Origin of the sequence: Nocardia neocaledoniensis (assembly GCF_029868625.1) — a bacterium.
In the GTDB taxonomy this organism is placed as follows: domain Bacteria; phylum Actinomycetota; class Actinomycetes; order Mycobacteriales; family Mycobacteriaceae; genus Nocardia; species Nocardia neocaledoniensis_A.
Map to the genome: position 1 here is coordinate 34,140 of NZ_JARWOJ010000344.1, position 15,513 is coordinate 49,652.

The 15,513-nt window shown below is 69.4% G+C and carries 12 protein-coding genes; 5 read left to right on the forward strand and 7 right to left on the reverse strand.

Annotation, left to right across the window (positions count from 1 at the left end):
- Positions 1 to 61 precede the first annotated feature (61 nt).
- Positions 62 to 2,434, forward strand: coding sequence for a lysylphosphatidylglycerol synthase transmembrane domain-containing protein (locus QH270_RS26625; RefSeq protein ID WP_280346805.1), 2,373 nt, complete (start codon positions 62 to 64; stop codon positions 2,432 to 2,434).
- Between the two features lie 8 nt (positions 2,435 to 2,442).
- On the opposite strand, the gene QH270_RS26630 is transcribed toward QH270_RS26625, so the two are convergent.
- Positions 2,443 to 3,261: a hypothetical protein gene (locus QH270_RS26630; RefSeq protein WP_280346806.1), complete on the reverse strand. Its 819-nt coding sequence runs from the start codon at positions 3,259 to 3,261 to the stop codon at positions 2,443 to 2,445.
- Positions 3,262 to 3,550: 289 nt separating this feature from the next.
- Between QH270_RS26630 and QH270_RS26635 the strand changes: the two genes are divergently transcribed.
- Positions 3,551 to 4,318 carry a GntR family transcriptional regulator gene (locus tag QH270_RS26635; protein WP_280346807.1) on the forward strand — a complete coding sequence of 256 codons (768 nt, stop codon included), beginning with the start codon at positions 3,551 to 3,553 and terminating at the stop codon, positions 4,316 to 4,318.
- Positions 4,319 to 4,325: 7 nt separating this feature from the next.
- On the opposite strand, the gene QH270_RS26640 is transcribed toward QH270_RS26635, so the two are convergent.
- From QH270_RS26640 to QH270_RS26660, 5 genes are all read right to left on the reverse strand, one after another.
- Positions 4,326 to 5,723: a threonine/serine ThrE exporter family protein gene (locus QH270_RS26640; RefSeq protein WP_280346808.1), complete on the reverse strand. Its 1,398-nt coding sequence runs from the start codon at positions 5,721 to 5,723 to the stop codon at positions 4,326 to 4,328.
- 138 nt (positions 5,724 to 5,861) lie between these two features.
- The gene (locus tag QH270_RS26645; protein ID WP_280346809.1) at positions 5,862 to 6,980 is read right to left on the reverse strand and encodes an NAD(P)H-dependent flavin oxidoreductase; all 1,119 of its coding nucleotides are present in this window, start codon (positions 6,978 to 6,980) and stop codon (positions 5,862 to 5,864) included.
- A gap of 42 nt (positions 6,981 to 7,022) precedes the next feature.
- Positions 7,023 to 8,369 carry a WS/DGAT/MGAT family O-acyltransferase gene (locus QH270_RS26650; RefSeq protein WP_280346810.1) on the reverse strand — a complete coding sequence of 449 codons (1,347 nt, stop codon included), beginning with the start codon at positions 8,367 to 8,369 and terminating at the stop codon, positions 7,023 to 7,025.
- 151 nt (positions 8,370 to 8,520) lie between these two features.
- Positions 8,521 to 9,366 carry a hypothetical protein gene (locus QH270_RS26655; RefSeq protein WP_280346811.1) on the reverse strand — a complete coding sequence of 282 codons (846 nt, stop codon included), beginning with the start codon at positions 9,364 to 9,366 and terminating at the stop codon, positions 8,521 to 8,523.
- A 79-nt stretch (positions 9,367 to 9,445) separates the two neighbouring features.
- The gene (locus tag QH270_RS26660; RefSeq protein WP_280346812.1) at positions 9,446 to 9,895 is read right to left on the reverse strand and encodes a MarR family winged helix-turn-helix transcriptional regulator; all 450 of its coding nucleotides are present in this window, start codon (positions 9,893 to 9,895) and stop codon (positions 9,446 to 9,448) included.
- A 106-nt stretch (positions 9,896 to 10,001) separates the two neighbouring features.
- Here QH270_RS26660 and QH270_RS26665 point away from each other — a divergent pair, with 106 nt between their 5' ends.
- Together QH270_RS26665 and QH270_RS26670 are read left to right on the forward strand one after the other, a co-directional pair.
- Positions 10,002 to 11,180 (forward strand): MFS transporter, encoded by a 1,179-nt coding sequence (locus QH270_RS26665; protein ID WP_280346813.1) that lies wholly within the window; start codon positions 10,002 to 10,004, stop codon positions 11,178 to 11,180.
- 174 nt (positions 11,181 to 11,354) lie between these two features.
- Complete coding sequence (locus QH270_RS26670) at positions 11,355 to 12,236, forward strand: DMT family transporter (protein ID WP_280346814.1); 882 nt, start codon at positions 11,355 to 11,357, stop codon at positions 12,234 to 12,236.
- Positions 12,237 to 12,282: 46 nt separating this feature from the next.
- Here the strand turns inward: QH270_RS26670 and QH270_RS26675 are convergent, their stop codons facing one another.
- Positions 12,283 to 13,965, reverse strand: a complete 1,683-nt coding sequence (locus QH270_RS26675) for a cutinase family protein (RefSeq protein WP_280346815.1) — start codon at positions 13,963 to 13,965, stop codon at positions 12,283 to 12,285.
- Between the two features lie 305 nt (positions 13,966 to 14,270).
- Between QH270_RS26675 and QH270_RS26680 the strand changes: the two genes are divergently transcribed.
- A complete protein-coding gene (locus QH270_RS26680) occupies positions 14,271 to 15,512 on the forward strand; it encodes a serine hydrolase domain-containing protein (protein WP_280346816.1) in 1,242 nt (413 codons plus the stop codon).
- The last annotated feature ends 1 nt before the right edge of the window (position 15,513 follow it).

Consider the following 15,513-nt stretch of genomic DNA (forward strand, 5'->3'; position numbering starts at 1 on the left):
ACCTCGACATTGTCCGATGTCACGGCGGGTCGGCGGCGTGTCGGTGTGTATCGTGCGGCTCATGCGAGTCGACGGTCGGGAGATTCCGGTCACGGGAAGTCTCCTGCAGCCGCTGATCCGGCGTACCAGCGACATCGTCCGGGTCGTGCTGGCGGCGATCGGTGTCGGCGTGGTGATCGCGGGTTCGCTGATCACCCGGCCGGAGTGGCTGGCGCTGGAGCGGTCGGTATCCAACATCGTCGGCATCCTCAGCCCGGATCAGTCGAATCTGGTGTACCTGGTCTACGGAATGCTGATCCTGGCCCTGCCGTTCGCGATCTTCATCGAGTTGGTGCTGCGCGCGCAGTGGAAGCTGCTCGCCGGGTACGCCGCCGCCGGGCTGCTCGCGGTGCTCGCGCTCTCGATCACCGGCTCCGGCATCTCCACACCGAAATGGCATCTGCCGGTGCCGGACCGGTTCGACACCTTCCTGTCGCAGTTCCTCGACGACCCGCGCTGGATCGCGATGCTGGCCGCCATGCTCACGGTGTCGAGCCCGTGGCTGCCGGTGCGGCCACGGCGCTGGATGTGGTTCCTGCTGTTGATGTTCGCCCCGATCCACCTGGTGGTGAGCTCGGTGGTCCCGGCGCGGGCCATGCTCGGGCTGGTGGTCGGCTGGCTGGTCGGCGCCGTGATCGTCTGGCTCGTCGGCACGCCGGCGCTCGAGGTGCCGCTGGACGCGGCGGTGCGGGTGCTGGCCCGGCGCGGCTACACCGTCAAGGCCTTCCGGGTCGACCGGCCCGCGGGGCGCGGGCCGCTGCTGCTGGCGACCGAGGTGGACGGGCCCGAATCCGAACTGATCGTCGAGATGTACGGCAAGAACCAGCGCAGCTTCGGCGCCATCAAACAGCTGTGGCGCTGGATCACCTTCCGCTCCAGCGAAACCGCGCCGCTGCACGGCTCGATGCATCGCGCCGTGGAACACCGCGCGCTGCTCGGCATCGCGATCGGCGACCTCGGCATGGCCGACTCACATCAGATCGCGGTGGCGAGCCTGGACCGCGGCTGGACGCTCTACGCGCACACCCTGCCCCGCGGCACCCTCATCAAGACCCTGTCGGCGCAGGTGCTACCCGGTGTGTGGCGTTCGCTGCTGCGGTTGCACGAGAACCAGATCAGCCTCGGCGACCTGCAACCGGGTTATCTGCGAGTCTGTCAGGGCGACACCCTGTTCGGCGGTTTCGCGGCCGCCGAGTTCGGCGCCACCGACGCGCAGCGCCAGACCGACATCGCCCAGCTGCTCGTCACCACGACCTCGCTGTACGGCAAGCACGAGGCCGTGTCGGCGGCGATCGAGGTGCTCGGCGAGACCGCTGTCGTCACCGCGGCGCGGCGGCTCACCAAATCGGCCATGCCGAACGGCATCCGCAAGACCGTGCCGCAGTGGACCAAGGTGATGGCCACCGCGCGTGAGGAGATCCGCGCGCAGACCGGGCACGACCGCATCCAGGCCGCCCAGCTCACCCGGTTCACCCGCAACCAGATCATCCAGCTGGTGCTGCTCTTCGCGCTGGTCTACGTGGCCTATCCGTTCTTCAGTCAGGTGCCGACCTTCTTCAGCCAGCTGCGCACACTGAACTGGTGGTGGGCCCTGCTCGGGCTGCTGATCTCGGCGGTCACCTATGTCGGCGCGGCCGCGGCGCTCGGCGCGTGCGCGGGCTGGGTGGTGCGGTTTCGCGATCTGTTCCTGGAACAGCTGGCCAACACCTTCGTCGCCACCACCACGCCCGCCGGGGTGGGCGGTCTCGCGTTGAGCGTGCGTTTCCTGACCCAGGCCGGGATGACGACGATCGGCGCGACGGCGGCGGTGGCGCTGCAACAGTCCTCCCAGGTGATCACCCACCTGGTGCTGCTGGTCATCTTCAGCGTGGTGGCGGGTACGTCCACCAATCTCGCGCACATCGTGCCGGACGCGACCGTGCTCTACCTGGCCGCCGGAGTCGGCGTCGGTCTGATCGGCGCGTTCATGTTCGTGCCGAAACTGCGCAAGTGGGTGAATCATTCGGTGCGGCCGCAATTGCGCGAGGTGCTCGGCGAACTGGCCGGCCTGGTTCGCGACCCGATCCGGTTCTCGATGATCATCGGCGGCTGCGGCGCCATCACCCTCGGCCAGGCGCTGACGCTGTGGGTCAGCGTGGAGGCCTTCGGTGGCGGAACGGATTTCGTCGCCGTCACCATCGTCACCATGATCGGCGGCACGCTGGCCTCGGCCGCGCCGACACCCGGTGGCGTCGGCGCGGTCGAGGCGGCGCTGATCGGTGGTCTCGCCGCCTTCGGCGTTCCCGCCGAGATCGCGGTGCCCGCCGTCCTGCTCTATCGCGTGCTCACCTGCTGGATCCCGGTCCTGCTCGGCTGGCCGGTGATGCGCTGGATGGGCGAGAAGAACATGATCTGAGGCCGGGATCAGCCGGCGCGCAAGGCGATCAGCAGCCCGTCCTTCTCACAGACCGAGGGCGTCTCGGCCGACTGCTGCGCGTGGCACCGCCAGCCGTCGACGGTCATCGCGGCGGAGGGGCTGATCGTGGTGACGTAGGTCGTCGCCACGGTGATCGCCTCCGTGCAGCCGGGCCGCCCCGCCGCGTTGCCGACCGCGATGACGGTGCGCGAACCACCGCCCGCGTCCGTCACCGGTCCGCAGTTGACGTCCTCCGGGTACGGCGGCGGGACCGGCGGCACGTCGCTGGTGGTGGTGACCGGCGGCTTGGTCGGATCGACGGTGCGGATCGGTGTCGTCACCGGCGGCCGCGGGGTGGCGGGCGCGGCGTCCCCGCGCAGGCCGATGGTCAGGCCGTCCTTGAAGCAGACGTGCGGCACGGCGGTATCGGGCTGGGCCTCGCAGGTCCAGCCGTCGACGGCGGTGGCCTGCCCGTCGCGCGGGGTACCGAGGTAGTCGGCGACCACGGTGAACGCTTCGGTGCAGCCCGGCCTGCCCGCCGCGGAGACGAACGCGATCACCTCGGCGGTACCGCCGTTGCCGCCGGTGACCTGGCCGCAGTTCACGTCGGCGAGCGGCGGCGGCTCTGGGGCAGGGGGATGGGTCGGGCTCGGTGACGGCAGCGCAGCGGTGCCGGTGAGGTTCGCTCGCGTCGTCGTCGGCGCGGCCTTGGTGGTGCTGGTCGGGTGGGCGGAGTGGTCGTCCTCACTGTCGTTGCCGCAACCGGACACACCGGTGAGCACCGCGAGGGCGGCGACGGAACCGGCCGCGAGCCGAATGGTCTGCACAGAACCTCCATGGGTCGTTTTGCTGTCCGGTTGCCTTCGCATTCAATCACGCTGGCGCACAACGCTGTCTGATCCACGCCAGCCTGAATTCCGCGATATTCCCGGACGGTCACCGAACCTCGGCGATGTTGCCGAACGATTGCCGATCGAGCCGGTCGGTCGGTTCCGACCGGTGATCGGCGGCGCGACGTGAACCATCCCACAGCGCGGTCAGCCGCGTGCGGGGTGCCGTTCCAGCGCATAAACTGTCTGGGACGTGACCGGATGATGACCGAGAGGTGTTGTTTCGATGGGATCCCGGACGGTGGTCGCCGACGTCGCCGACGAGTTGGCGCGCCGGGTGGCCACCGGCGAGTACCGGCCCGGCGAACTCATGCCATCGGTCCGCCAGGTCGCCGACGAGTTCGGGATGAACCGGGCCACGGCGCAACTCACCCTCGGCAGGCTCGAGTCCTACGGTTTCGTCGAGGCGCGCCGCGGCAAGGGCTTCACCATCCGTGATGTCAGGGAAGAGGGCGGTATGGATGCCTACCGGCATCTGTTCCGGTTCTCGGTCACCGCGCCCGCCGTCGCCGCCGAGATGTTCACCGACATCGTCGAGGTGGAGCGCGGCATCGTGCTCGAGGCTCTGCTCGGCTACACCGACGCGGAGAAGGTGCTCGACCCGGCTGAGCTGGCCGCCGCCGTCGACGAGCTGGAGGCGCTGGCGCGCCGGTCCGTGCCCGACCACGTGCGCATCATCGAGGCGGAGATCGCTCTGGTGCGCAGGCTGCTCGGCGTGCTCGGGATGAGCATGCAACGCGCCGTGCTGAATTCGGTGGCCGACATGGTCGTCGAGGTGCCGGAGGCGGTCGCCGCGTACTTCGCGGTCGCCCCCGATCTGCACGTGCTCGTCTGGCGCGCGCTGCTGGCGGTGTGGGACGCGGGGTCGGCGCCGACGGAGGCCCAGCTCGCCCTGTTCGAGGACCTCTTCGCGCTGTACCACGAGAAAGTGATCGCCCGCTTCGACGACCTCGTCGGCGTCGCGCCCGCCGAAACGACGGCCGCGACCGCCTGACCTGCCCTCAGCTGTCTGGGTCGGGTTTGTGGTGATGTCCGTGCGGCAGCATCGAGCCGATGAGGGTGCTCACCGGTAGCGGCCGAGTGGAGGTGAGCCCGGAACCGACCATCACGCCCAGCGCGATCGACATCACCGAAAGCAGCGCCGACACCACCACTTCCAGCCCGCTGGCGGCCGTGGTTCCGGTGGTGTGCAGGACCATCTCGGAGACCCCGGTGAGGCTGATACCGCCGGGCACCAGCATCCAGAACGCGGGCAGGAACGCCACCTGCCGCGGCGGCGCGTTGGTCCGGCTCTGGATCAGATAGGCGGCGGGCACCGCGACGAGCCCACCGAGGAAGGTGCCGGTCAGCGGACCCGAGAGGGTCTTGCCGAGGAACTGCGCCGCATAGGTGACGTAGAGGACCAGCAGCAGCCAGCCCACCGAATTCTGCGGCGCGCTCGAGCGCCACGAGTGGCCGTACCCGATCAGCAGCACGCCGACCAGCGGCGCCCACCAGCCCAGCTGTGCGCTGCTCACCGGCGCCTCGCTCAGCGGTCCGAGCAGGCTGATACCCACGTAGAGCCCGAACGCCAGCAGGAACAGCATGTTGATCCCGTAGACCACCCGGCTGGCCCCGGCGACCAGCGAGCCGTTCGCCAGTTCGATGGTGCCGTTGGTCAGCATCGCCCCCGGCAGCAGCGTGGCGATGGCGGGAATCAGCAGTTGGTTCGGTTGGCCGCCGGCGAGCGCGCCGGGTAACCCGAACGCGAGCACCGCGACCACCGCCGCGGCCACCACCGGCAGAGCCAGCGAGACCAACCGGATCTTGGCGGCGAGCTGGGTGAGCGTGCCGACGACGAGGCCGAGCACCACGTACCCGACCAGGGCCCGGGCGCCCGGATTGAGCATCATCCCGAGACCGACGGTCAGCACCACCTGCCCGAGCAGGATCAGCCACGGCGGGCTGCCCGGTTTCGCCGACAGGATCGCGTCGAGCTCCTTCGACGCCAGCGCCGGCGGCGGGGCGTCCTTGTCGATCTTGTCGATGAGGCGGTAGAGCCCGGCGATCTGGTCCAGCGGCAACGTGTCGACGGTGGTGTCGAGCATGTCGACGGTCGGGCCGTCCTCGGTGCGGGTGCGGACGAACACGGCGGTGGGCAGCACCATGAAGTGGATGTTGTCGGTGCCGTAGCGCCGGGACAGCCGGTCCAGGATCTCCTGCACCCGCGCCGAGGTCTCGCTCGCACCGACCAGCGCGACGCCGATGCGGCACAGCAGGTTCAGCAGATCGGCGGGCACCGGCGGGTCGACCGGGTGCGGCGGCGGCGCGGCCGTGTACTCGGCGCGGGCCTTCGCGATGGCCGCGGACACCCGGCGACTCGTCGCCGCCCAGGCGCTGTTCCACCGATCCGCAGCCATGTCACCGCCATCCGCAACCGTGGGGCAATGCAGGTCCACCCGGCACCCGGGTGAGATACCGCGAGTGTAGGGCAGCTACGGCGGGTTCGCGCCCGATGACGGGTGCGGCCGGTGGTTACCGGCCTGCACCCGATCGGATCAGCCGTTGAGCTTGGTCAGCCGATCGCAGGCGGTGACGTACTCCTCGACCAGCCGGTTGACGACGTCGGCGCTGCGCTCGATCTTGTTCATCATGCCGACCACCTGGCCGACCGGATTGAAGTTCACGTCCTTGGCGGCCTCGGGGTAGCGGTGGCCGCGCTTGACGCCGTCGAGGGCGACCATCATCTGCAGCGGCATCGGCAGCGGGTCGGGGGTGTCGGCCGACTCCCAGGCGTCGGTCCAGTCGTTCTTCAGCATGCGGCACGGCTTGCCGGTCCAGGACCGCGAGCGGACGGTGTCGTGGCTGGTGGCGTCGAGGTAGGTGTCCATCTGCGCGGGCGGCACATTGGCCTCCTCGACGGTGAGCCACAGCGAGCCGGTCCACGCGCCCTGGGCGCCCATCGCCAGCGCGGCGGCGACCTGCGTGCCGTTGCCGATGCCGCCGGCCGCGAGCACCGGCGTATCGCCGATCGCCTCGATGACCTGCGGCCACAGCACCAGCGAGGACACCTCGCCGCAGTGCCCGCCGCCCTCGGTGCCCTGACACACCACGAAGTCGAGCCCGGCCGCCTTGTGGTTCATCGCGTGCTTGACCGAACCGCAGAGCGCGCCGATCACCCGGCCCGAGTCCTGGATCTTCTTGACGACGTCCTCGGGCGGGGTGCCGAGCGCGTTGGCGACCAGCTTGGCCTTCGGGTGGTTCAGGATCACGTCGACCTGCGGGCCCGCGGTGGTCGCGGTCCAGCCGAGCAGCTCGTTGTGGTGCTCGCCGTCGGGCAGCGCGGGCACCCCGTGATCGGTGAGGATCTGCTGGGCGAAGTCGCGATGGCCCTGGGGAACCATCTGCGCCAGCTGCTTCTCCAGCTGTTCGGGGCTCAGGCCCTCGACGCCCTTGCCCTCGTACTTCGACGGGATCACCAGGTCGACACCGTAGATGCCGTTCACGTGCTCGTCGAGCCAGGCCAGCTCCACTTCGAGCTGTTCGGCGGTGAAGCCGACGGCGCCGAGCACGCCGAGTCCGCCCGCGTTGCTCACCGCTGCGACGACATCGCGGCAATGGGTGAAGGCGAAGATGGGGAACTCGATGCCGAGTTGTTCGCAGAATTCGGTACGCATACCGAACTGTAACACGTTCTAGTTTCCCCGAAAGGGGTAATTTCAGGCGGCCGCGTCCTCCATCGCGGTCAGCGAATCCTCCAGGTGATCGAGCAGTCGATGCAGGTCCGGTAGCGTGCGGCGGCAGCCGACCAGGCCGAAATCGAGGTTGTCGCCATTGGAGGTGAGGGTGATGTTCACGGCCTGGCCGTCCAGGGGGATGGACAGCGGGTAGCTCGCGTCCAGTCGCGAGCCGTTCCAGTACAGCGGTTCCCGCGCGCCCGGCACATTCGAGATGACGATGTTGAACGGCGGCGTGCCCATCGACGCGAACCCGGGCAGCAGCATCGCCGCCATCGGGCTCAGCATCAGCCCGGCCACGGCCAGGGTCTGCGCGGGCGTCAACGAGCGGTAGACCTCCTTGTTGCGCCGGGTCGACTCGCTCACCGTCTGCAGTCGCGCCAGCGGATCGGCGATGTCGGTGCCCAGGTTGCACAGCAGCGCGGCGATCTTCACGCCCTGCGTGTCGGTGTCGTCGGCCTCGCGCAGCGACATCGGGACCAGCGCGGTCATCGGCTTGTCCGGCAGGGCGTCGCGCTCGAGCAGGTAGGCGCGCAGCGCACCCGCCGACATCGCCAGCACCACGTCGTTCACGGTGGTGCCGGTCGCCTTCTTCACCTGCTTGATCCGGTCCATCGGCCAACTGCGCACCGCGCAGGTCCGCGCGCCGCCGATCGGCACGTTGAACAGCGTGCGCGGCGCCTCGAACGGCAGTGTCAACTGCTGTTGCAGCAGACCGGTGCGGGCGGCCTTCATCAGCGCCGCCGTCGACGAGCTCGCCGCGGCCAGCCCGCCGAGCAGACCGCCGCGACCCGTGCGCGGCGCCCGCGCGCGTTCCTTGCGCGGCAGGTTCCACGGCGGCATCGGCTCGTTCGCCGGTTCGGTGGTGAGCGTGCGGCGCAGCAACCGCTGCGCGGAGACGCCGTCGATCAGCGCGTGGTGCATCTTCGAGTACAGCGCGAAACGGCCGTCGGCCAGGCCCTCGACGAAATGCATCTCCCACAGCGGGCGGTGCCGGTCGAGCAGGGCGCTGTGCAGCGTGGAGGCGTGATCGAGCAGCTGCCCGATCCGGCCCGGCGCGGGCAGGGCGCTGCGTTTCACGTGGTAGTCGAGGTCGACCTCGGCGTCCTGGGTCCAGGCCAGCTGCGGCGCGCCGAGCCAGGTGGCCGGGCGCTTGCGAAAGGTCGGCCTGCAGGTCTTGTCGGCGAGCAGGGTGTCGCGGAACTCGCGCAGGTAGTTCGGCCCCGCGTCCTCGGGCGGCTCGAACAGCTGCAACGAGCCGACGTGCATCGGGTGCTCACGGGATTCCGCGAGCAGGAACAGCGCATCCAACGGTGCGATGAACTCCATGACAGATCGCCCCCTGACGAGAGTGGTTCGTGCATGTCTTCAGACGATCGACCACGCTGTCGGGTCGGCATGGTGACGGATCACATGCCGAGTTCCAAGTTACCCGGATCACCGGCCTCGCGTCAGGTGAACAGGGGCAACCGTGCGGGGCTCACACCTGGGCGGGCTCGGCCTTGCGCGGGTCGGCGGGGTCCTCGACGGCGTCGGCCAGGCGCAGCTGCGCGGTCTGCTCGGCGGCGGGCAGCTCGGGCTGTTCGGCCTGCTCAGGCTGTTCGGCCTGCTCGTGGTGTTCGGCCTGGTCGTTCGGTTCGGCGGTGGGCTCCTCCGCCGCGGCCTCGGCGGGCGGTTCGGCGACCGGCGGGGCCGGGACCGGCTGGACCGCAGTGCCTTTCGTGGGGATATCGATGCCGAGTTCGGCCCGCGTCGTCTCCACCAGGGCCCGCTCCTGCTCGGCGGCGTGCCGCATCGCCTTCTGCCACAGCGAGGCCATCTCCTCGAGCTCCTCGACCGTGGCCTCCGGGTCGATGTGCAGCTTGAGCCGCTGCATGGTGATGTGCTGGGCGGCGGTGAGGGTGCGCAGCAGGTCTTCGCACTTGTTCGGGATGCGGCGATGCGCGACGACCCGCAGCCTCGTCAGCATGGCGGTCGGGCGGTCCCAGATGACCTTGTGGATCTGCGCGCCGACCCCGTCGATCTCCTCCGCGGTGACCAGGTCCCACTCGCCGCAACTGGTCAGATCCGCGCGCACCGACGCCGAGGTCTCCAGGATCGAGGCGACCGCGGCGAGTACCGCTTCCCGGCGCCACGCCTCGTGATCACGTTGGTCGCCAACCATGTTCGACAGCTCGACATGGCGCTGCGCGGCGTCCAGCGCCTGCCTGCCGCGCTCGTCCGCGGCCGCGATGCCCTCGCGGTGCGTGCGGTTGTTGACGATGACGCCGGCGAGAACTGCGGCGGCGACGGGGAGCGAGCCGAGGAGGGGGAGCCACTGAGTCACCCGCCGATCATTGCATCGAGGCACCGCGCAGTCATCATGATCGGCGCGTTGCCCGGGGATGTCACACGGAGTGTCGTGCTCAGCGCGGCGCCGGGACGCCGTGCAGAAAGCCGACGAGCGGGGCCAGTTCGGGGATCTCCTCGGCGTCGGCGAGTGCCTGCTCGAGGGTCCGATCGTGTGTCGGGCGCGCCTTTTCGTAAGCGGCCCTTCCGGTTTCGGTGAGCTCGGTGTAGATGCCGCGGCGATCGTCGGCGCACAGCACCCGGACGAGGAAGCCGCGATCCTCGAGCCGGTTCACCAATCGTGTTGTCGCGCTCGCCGACAGCGCGGCGGCGCGGGCGAGCTGGGAGATCCGCATGTGCCAGCCGTCCTGGCGGGCCAGCGCGTCGAGCACGGTGTATTCGACGACCGAGAGTTCGTGCGCGCGCACCAGCTCGCGCTCGAGCGCGGTCTCGATGTGCCCGTGCAGCGCGGCCAGGGTGCGCCAGCCGGTCGCGCGCACCTCGACGGCGTCATCCGCAATACCCATGTGCCGAGTATACCTGGCGGTTGCAATAGAGCGCGTGTGCAACTATCGTCGCCTGCAGTTAGTTGCACACGCTGGTTATCGGCTCATGGTGAAAGGAAGCGTGCACATGCCACTCGGCCTCATCGCTCTCGCGCTCGGGGGCTTCGGCATCGGACTCACCGAGTTCGTCATCGCCGGGCTGCTCTCACCGGTCGCCGCCGACCTCGGCGTCTCGGTGCCGACGGCCGGATATCTCATCTCCGGCTACGCGCTGGCCGTCGTCGTCGGCGCCCTCGCGCTCACGCCGGTGGTCAACCGCTGGCCACCCAAGCGGGCATTGCAACTGCTCATGGTGCTCTTCACGGTCGGCAACGCGGCCTCGGCGCTCGCGCCCGGCTATGCCGCGCTGCTCGGTGGCCGGGTCATGGCCGCCCTCGCGCACGGCGCGTTCTTCGGCATCGGCGCCGTGCTCGCCGCCTCCCTGGTGGCGCCGGCGAAGAAGGCGGGGGCGATCTCGATCATGTTCGGCGGGCTCACGATCGCCAATGTGCTCGGCGTGCCGCTCGGCACGTTCGTCGGTCAGCAGTGGGGCTGGCGCGCGACCTTCGCCGTGATCACCGTCGTCGGCCTGCTCGCCCTGGCCGGCATCACCGCGCTGGTGCCCGACTCACCCGCCACCGCGACGCGCCCCGACCTGCGCGCGGAGCTGTCGGTCTTCCGCAACACCCAGGTCTGGTATTCGCTGGTCATGACCGTGCTGGTGTTCGGCGGCATGTTCGGCGCGTTCATGTACATCGAGCCGCTGCTCACCCGTGTCACCGGCTTCTCCGACGGGCTCGTGCCGTGGCTGCTCGTGCTGTTCGGCGTCGGCCTGTTCCTCGGCAATCTGTTCGGCGGCCGCTGGGCCGACCGCGCGCTGACCCGGACGCTGCTCGGACTCACCCTCGCGCTCGCGGTGGCGCTGGCCGCCTTCGCGCTGCTGGCCGACAGCAAGATCGCGGCCCTGCTGTTGCTGCCCGCCATGGGCTTCTTCGGCTTCGGCGCCACGCCGGGTCTGCAGATGCGCGTGCTCGATCACGCCGGCGCCGCACCGACGCTCGCGTCCTCGGCCAATATCGCCGCCTTCAATGTGGGCAACTTCCTCGGCGTCTGGCTCTCTGGCCTGGCGATCAGTGCCGGGTTCGGCTGGGTCTCACCGCTGTGGGTCGGTGTCGGCTTCGCGGTCACCGGGCTGGCGGTGCTGATCGTGGCGTCCAGGTCCGCGCGGGCCGCGGAGCCGGTGGCCCCGGAACCTGTTGCGGTCTAGGCGAAGTGCGAGGGATCGGTCCGCGGCGACCGGTCCCTCGCCCCGGTTCGCTGGCGGAATATTGCCGGAAGTTGTCATTTCAGCCACTAGCGTCGGAGGGCGCTCGCCGAAATCATAGGATGAACTGGGTGAGCGCCGGGCTCGCCACGGGATCGGAAATGGTGGGTGAGCCGGGTGAGTAGGCGCGGGTGGGTCCTGTTCCTCGCCCTCGGAGTGATCTGGGGTGTGCCGTACGCGATGATCCGTATCGCGGTCGAGAGCATCGACCCGGTGGTCGTCGCCTTCGGCAGGACCGCGATCGGCGGCCTGCTCCTCTTACCGATCGCCCTGTACACCAACGCCTTTCGCGGCGTCCTCGCCCGCTGGCGGATGCTGCTTGCCTACACCGCCGTCGAGATCATCGGCCCGTGGGTGTTGCTCGGCTACGCCGAACAGACCCTGCACAGTTCCACCGTCGGCATCCTGCTCGCCGCGGTGCCGTTGATCGCCGTCGTCCTGGTGACGATGCTCGGGCACGACCGCTTCGACGGCCGCCGCACGCTCGGGCTCGCCGTCGGCTTCGCCGGTGTCGCGGCCCTGGTCGGCCTCGATGTCGACCTCACCGCCCCGGCGGCGCTGGCCGCGGTGGCCGTGGTGACCATCGGCTACGCCATCGGCCCGATCATCTACGACCGCACCCTCGCCGATCTGCCCTCGCTCGGCGTGGTCACGGCCTCGCTGCTGCTCGCGGCCCTGGTCTACACCCCGTTCACCGCGGTGTCGTGGCCCGAACGCATCCCCGCCGACGCGGCCTGGTCGGTGCTCGGGCTCGCCGTGATCTGCACGGCCGCCGCCTTTCTCGTGTTCTTCGCGCTCATCGCCGAGGTCGGCCCGGCCCGGGCCACCGTGGTCACCTACATCAATCCGGCGGTCGCGATCGTCCTCGGGATCGCGGCGCTCGGGGAACCGTTGACGATCGGCATGGCGATCGGCTTCCCGCTCGTCATCGTCGGTTCGATCATCGGCACTCGCAGCGCGACCGCGCGCGTGCGCGACGCGGTACCCGTCCGGACATAGCGAAACCCCGGCGGGCGGACGGCCCACCGGGGTTTCGCGGCAGTGACTAGTTCGTCGGAGTCGCCGTGGTGGTCGTCGGCTCGACGGTCGTGGTCGGCGCCACCGTGGTGGTGGGCGCCGGGGTCGTCGTGGTCGGGGCGGGCGCTCCGGCCTGGTTCGTCGCGGGCTCCTGCACCACGGGGGCCTGCGTCGTGGTCGACGGCGTGGTCGTCGACGGGGCGACCGTGGTCGAGGGGGCCGTCGTGCCGGTGCTCGTCTGCGAGGTCGTCGACGGGACCGTGGTCTTGGCCGTGGTCGTGCTCGACTTCGCGGTCGTGGTGCTCGGGGCAGCCGAGGTCGTGGTCGTCGCGGGCTTCGTCGGTGCCGCCAGCGCGGCGGTCACATCGGCGTCCTCCGGTGCGGACTTGGTGTCCACCTGCTCGCCCGCCTGCGCCTGCTTGGCCAGGTGGGTCAGCCATGCCGCCGCGTACTCGGCCGAGGTCAGCGGCTTGCCGTTGGCGGCGTCGGAATCCCGCCAGTAGTCGAAGTGGTGGCCGGTGCCGTTCGGGCCGAGCGTGAGCTGGTACGGATCGCTCATCGCCACCGGGATCGTGTTCTGGTTCGTCACGATCAGCCCGACGATCTCGTTGAAGATCTTCTGCGGCAGGTACGCCAGCGGCGAGATCTGCTCGGCGGCGATCGTGTCGGCCTTGGCGGGCGCCTTGGTCTCGCCCGGCTTGTAGTCCGGATCCGAGACCTTCAGCAGCACGTCGAGGAAGGTCTCGTCGCTGGCCATCCAGTTCGGGTTGGCGGCGATGTCGGAGAAGGCCGCCATCGCGATCCGGCCGAGCGTGAACGCCATGTCCTGGCCGGTGGCCGGGGTGAGGCCGTCGCGCTGCAGGTCGTCGATGTTGATCTGCCTGCCCACGTTCGCGGCCAGCTGCAGCAGGGAGATGTTCTCCGGCGCCGCGCAGGTGAGGTCGCCCTCGGAGCAGAACGAGGCGATCTTGCCGTCGAGCGCGCCGAAACCGCCACCGGTGGTCGCGCCCTGGCCGGAGATCGGCTTGGTGCCGTTCTGGTACTTCTGGTCGAAGCCGTCCGGGTTGGCGAACGGGTCATCGGCGCCGATGAACGGACCGTCCCCGGCCTTGCGGCCCGGGTCGGCGAACATCACGACACCGAGCACGTCATCGGGGTCGACGGTGGCGTAGCCGTCGGCCGGGTCGTCGTTGCCGATGCCCTCGGCGACGCGGCGCACCACGTCGGCGCCCTCGCTGTAGCCGACGATGGAGAACTTGGTGTCCGGGCAGGCCGCCGAGATCTCCCGCATCACCTGCTGGGTGTTGGCGACGCCGGCGTTCACCGCGTCCTCGTAGGTCGACATGTCGGCCGGGTAGGCGATGTACACCGCCGCGTACTCGCCCTCGGCGAGGTCGTCACGCGGCGCGTTCACCACCGGATCGACCCACACGCTGGAGTGATCGCCCGAGAGCGCGGCGGGCAGCGGGTTGCCGTTGGCGTCGAGCAGCATCGCCGTGGTGCCCTCGACGGGTGTGTCGTTGCGGCCGGCGACGGAGATGGTCACCATCTCGCGGCACTCGGTGACCGAGGTGGTGAGCTCGTACGTCGGCGACTCGGGTCCCGAAGTCACCGCGAACGACGCGGCGACGATGGCCGCGACGCCCAGCGCGGCGGGCGCGGCGACAGCCGAGGCGATGCGATGTTTCGCAAGGAACTCGCGCAGATTCATAGTCTGATCCCGTTCGGAAAACCTACAGGTGGGCAGGCCCCCCGACGGGCCGTTTGTCACGGGGATTGTCGCGACACCCCACGAGATCGTTACTGGCGCGAACAGGAACCGTTCTCCGGACGCCCTCGTGATCGCGGGCTGGGCGGGGAGCGTCCGGCTCCGGGTCGCCCCGTGGTTGCTCGCTCATCGGCTATCGACTGATCGGCCCGCGGCACCATAGAATTGTCTATCGCTGTGCCGCATTTCCGGGTCCTCGGGCCGATCGAATTTCCGCGTATTCGAGCTGGTATCCAAGAAGGTGACCGATGTCCGTTTCCCGGAATGTCCTGGCATTCATCTGCACCCTGGGACTGTTGGTCGCGGCGTGTTCCTCGGATGACAACCCGGAGGCGCGCGAAGACCCGGCCCGGGCCGACGCGATCATGAAGATCGTCGACGACTACATGCGCGAAGCACACCTGAAGTCGGTGATCGTGCGCGTGACGATAGACGGCGAGGAGATCGTCACCGAGGCGCGTGGCGAATCCATGGCCGGCGTCCCCGCCACCACCGACATGCATTTCCGCAACGGCGCCGTCGCCATCTCCTACGTCTCGACACTGCTGCTGATCCTGGCCGACGAGCGGAAATTGAGCCTCGACGACAAACTCTCGAAATACCTGCCCGACATTCCCAACGCCGACCGCGTGAACCTGCGGCAGCTCGCCCAGATGACCACGGGCTACCACGATTTCGTGCTCGGTAACGAGAAGTTCGCCGAGATCGCCTACGCCGACCCGTACAAGGCGTGGACCACCCGCGACCAGCTGGCCCTCGCGATCGACGACCCGCTGTGGTTCGAACCGGGCACCAACTGGGCCTACGCGCACACCAACTACGTGCTCCTCGGGTTGGCGCTGGAGAAGGTCACCGGCAAGTCGCTCGCGGATGCCCTCCAGGAGAAGGTGCTCGACCCGCTCGATCTGCAGAACACCGTTCCGAACCTGACCCCGTACATTCCCGAGCCGGTGCTGCACACGTTCACCTCCGAACGCCGCGAGTACTTCGGCTTGGCGGCCGACGTCCCGTTCTATGAGGAGTCGACCTACTGGAATCCGTCGTGGACCATCAGCCACGGCGCCATCCAGACCAGCGATATCCGTGATCTGGAGCGCAGTGCCGTCGCCATCGGCAGCGGCGAACTGCTGTCCGAGGAGTTGTACCGGGCGATGACCACCACCGATCTGCGCGGGAAGACGACGGCGGTCCCCGGCTGCGTCAACTGCAGGCCCCTCGACGATTTCCAGACCTACGGGCTCGGCCTGTGGCTCACCGGTGACTGGTCGTATCAGAATCCGCTGTTCTACGGCGGCGCCGCGGTCAACGCCTACCTGCCGTCGAAGAAGATCGCGATCGCGGTCGCCGTCACCTACCTGCCCGCGGCGTTCAGCGCCTCGGGTGGCTACTCGAACGGCGGCGACGCGCTGTTCCGCAAGATCGGCGCCTACCTCGCGCCCGAGGACGCGCCACCGGTCAAGAACGAGGCCGCGCCGCAGGGCGGGTCCTAGC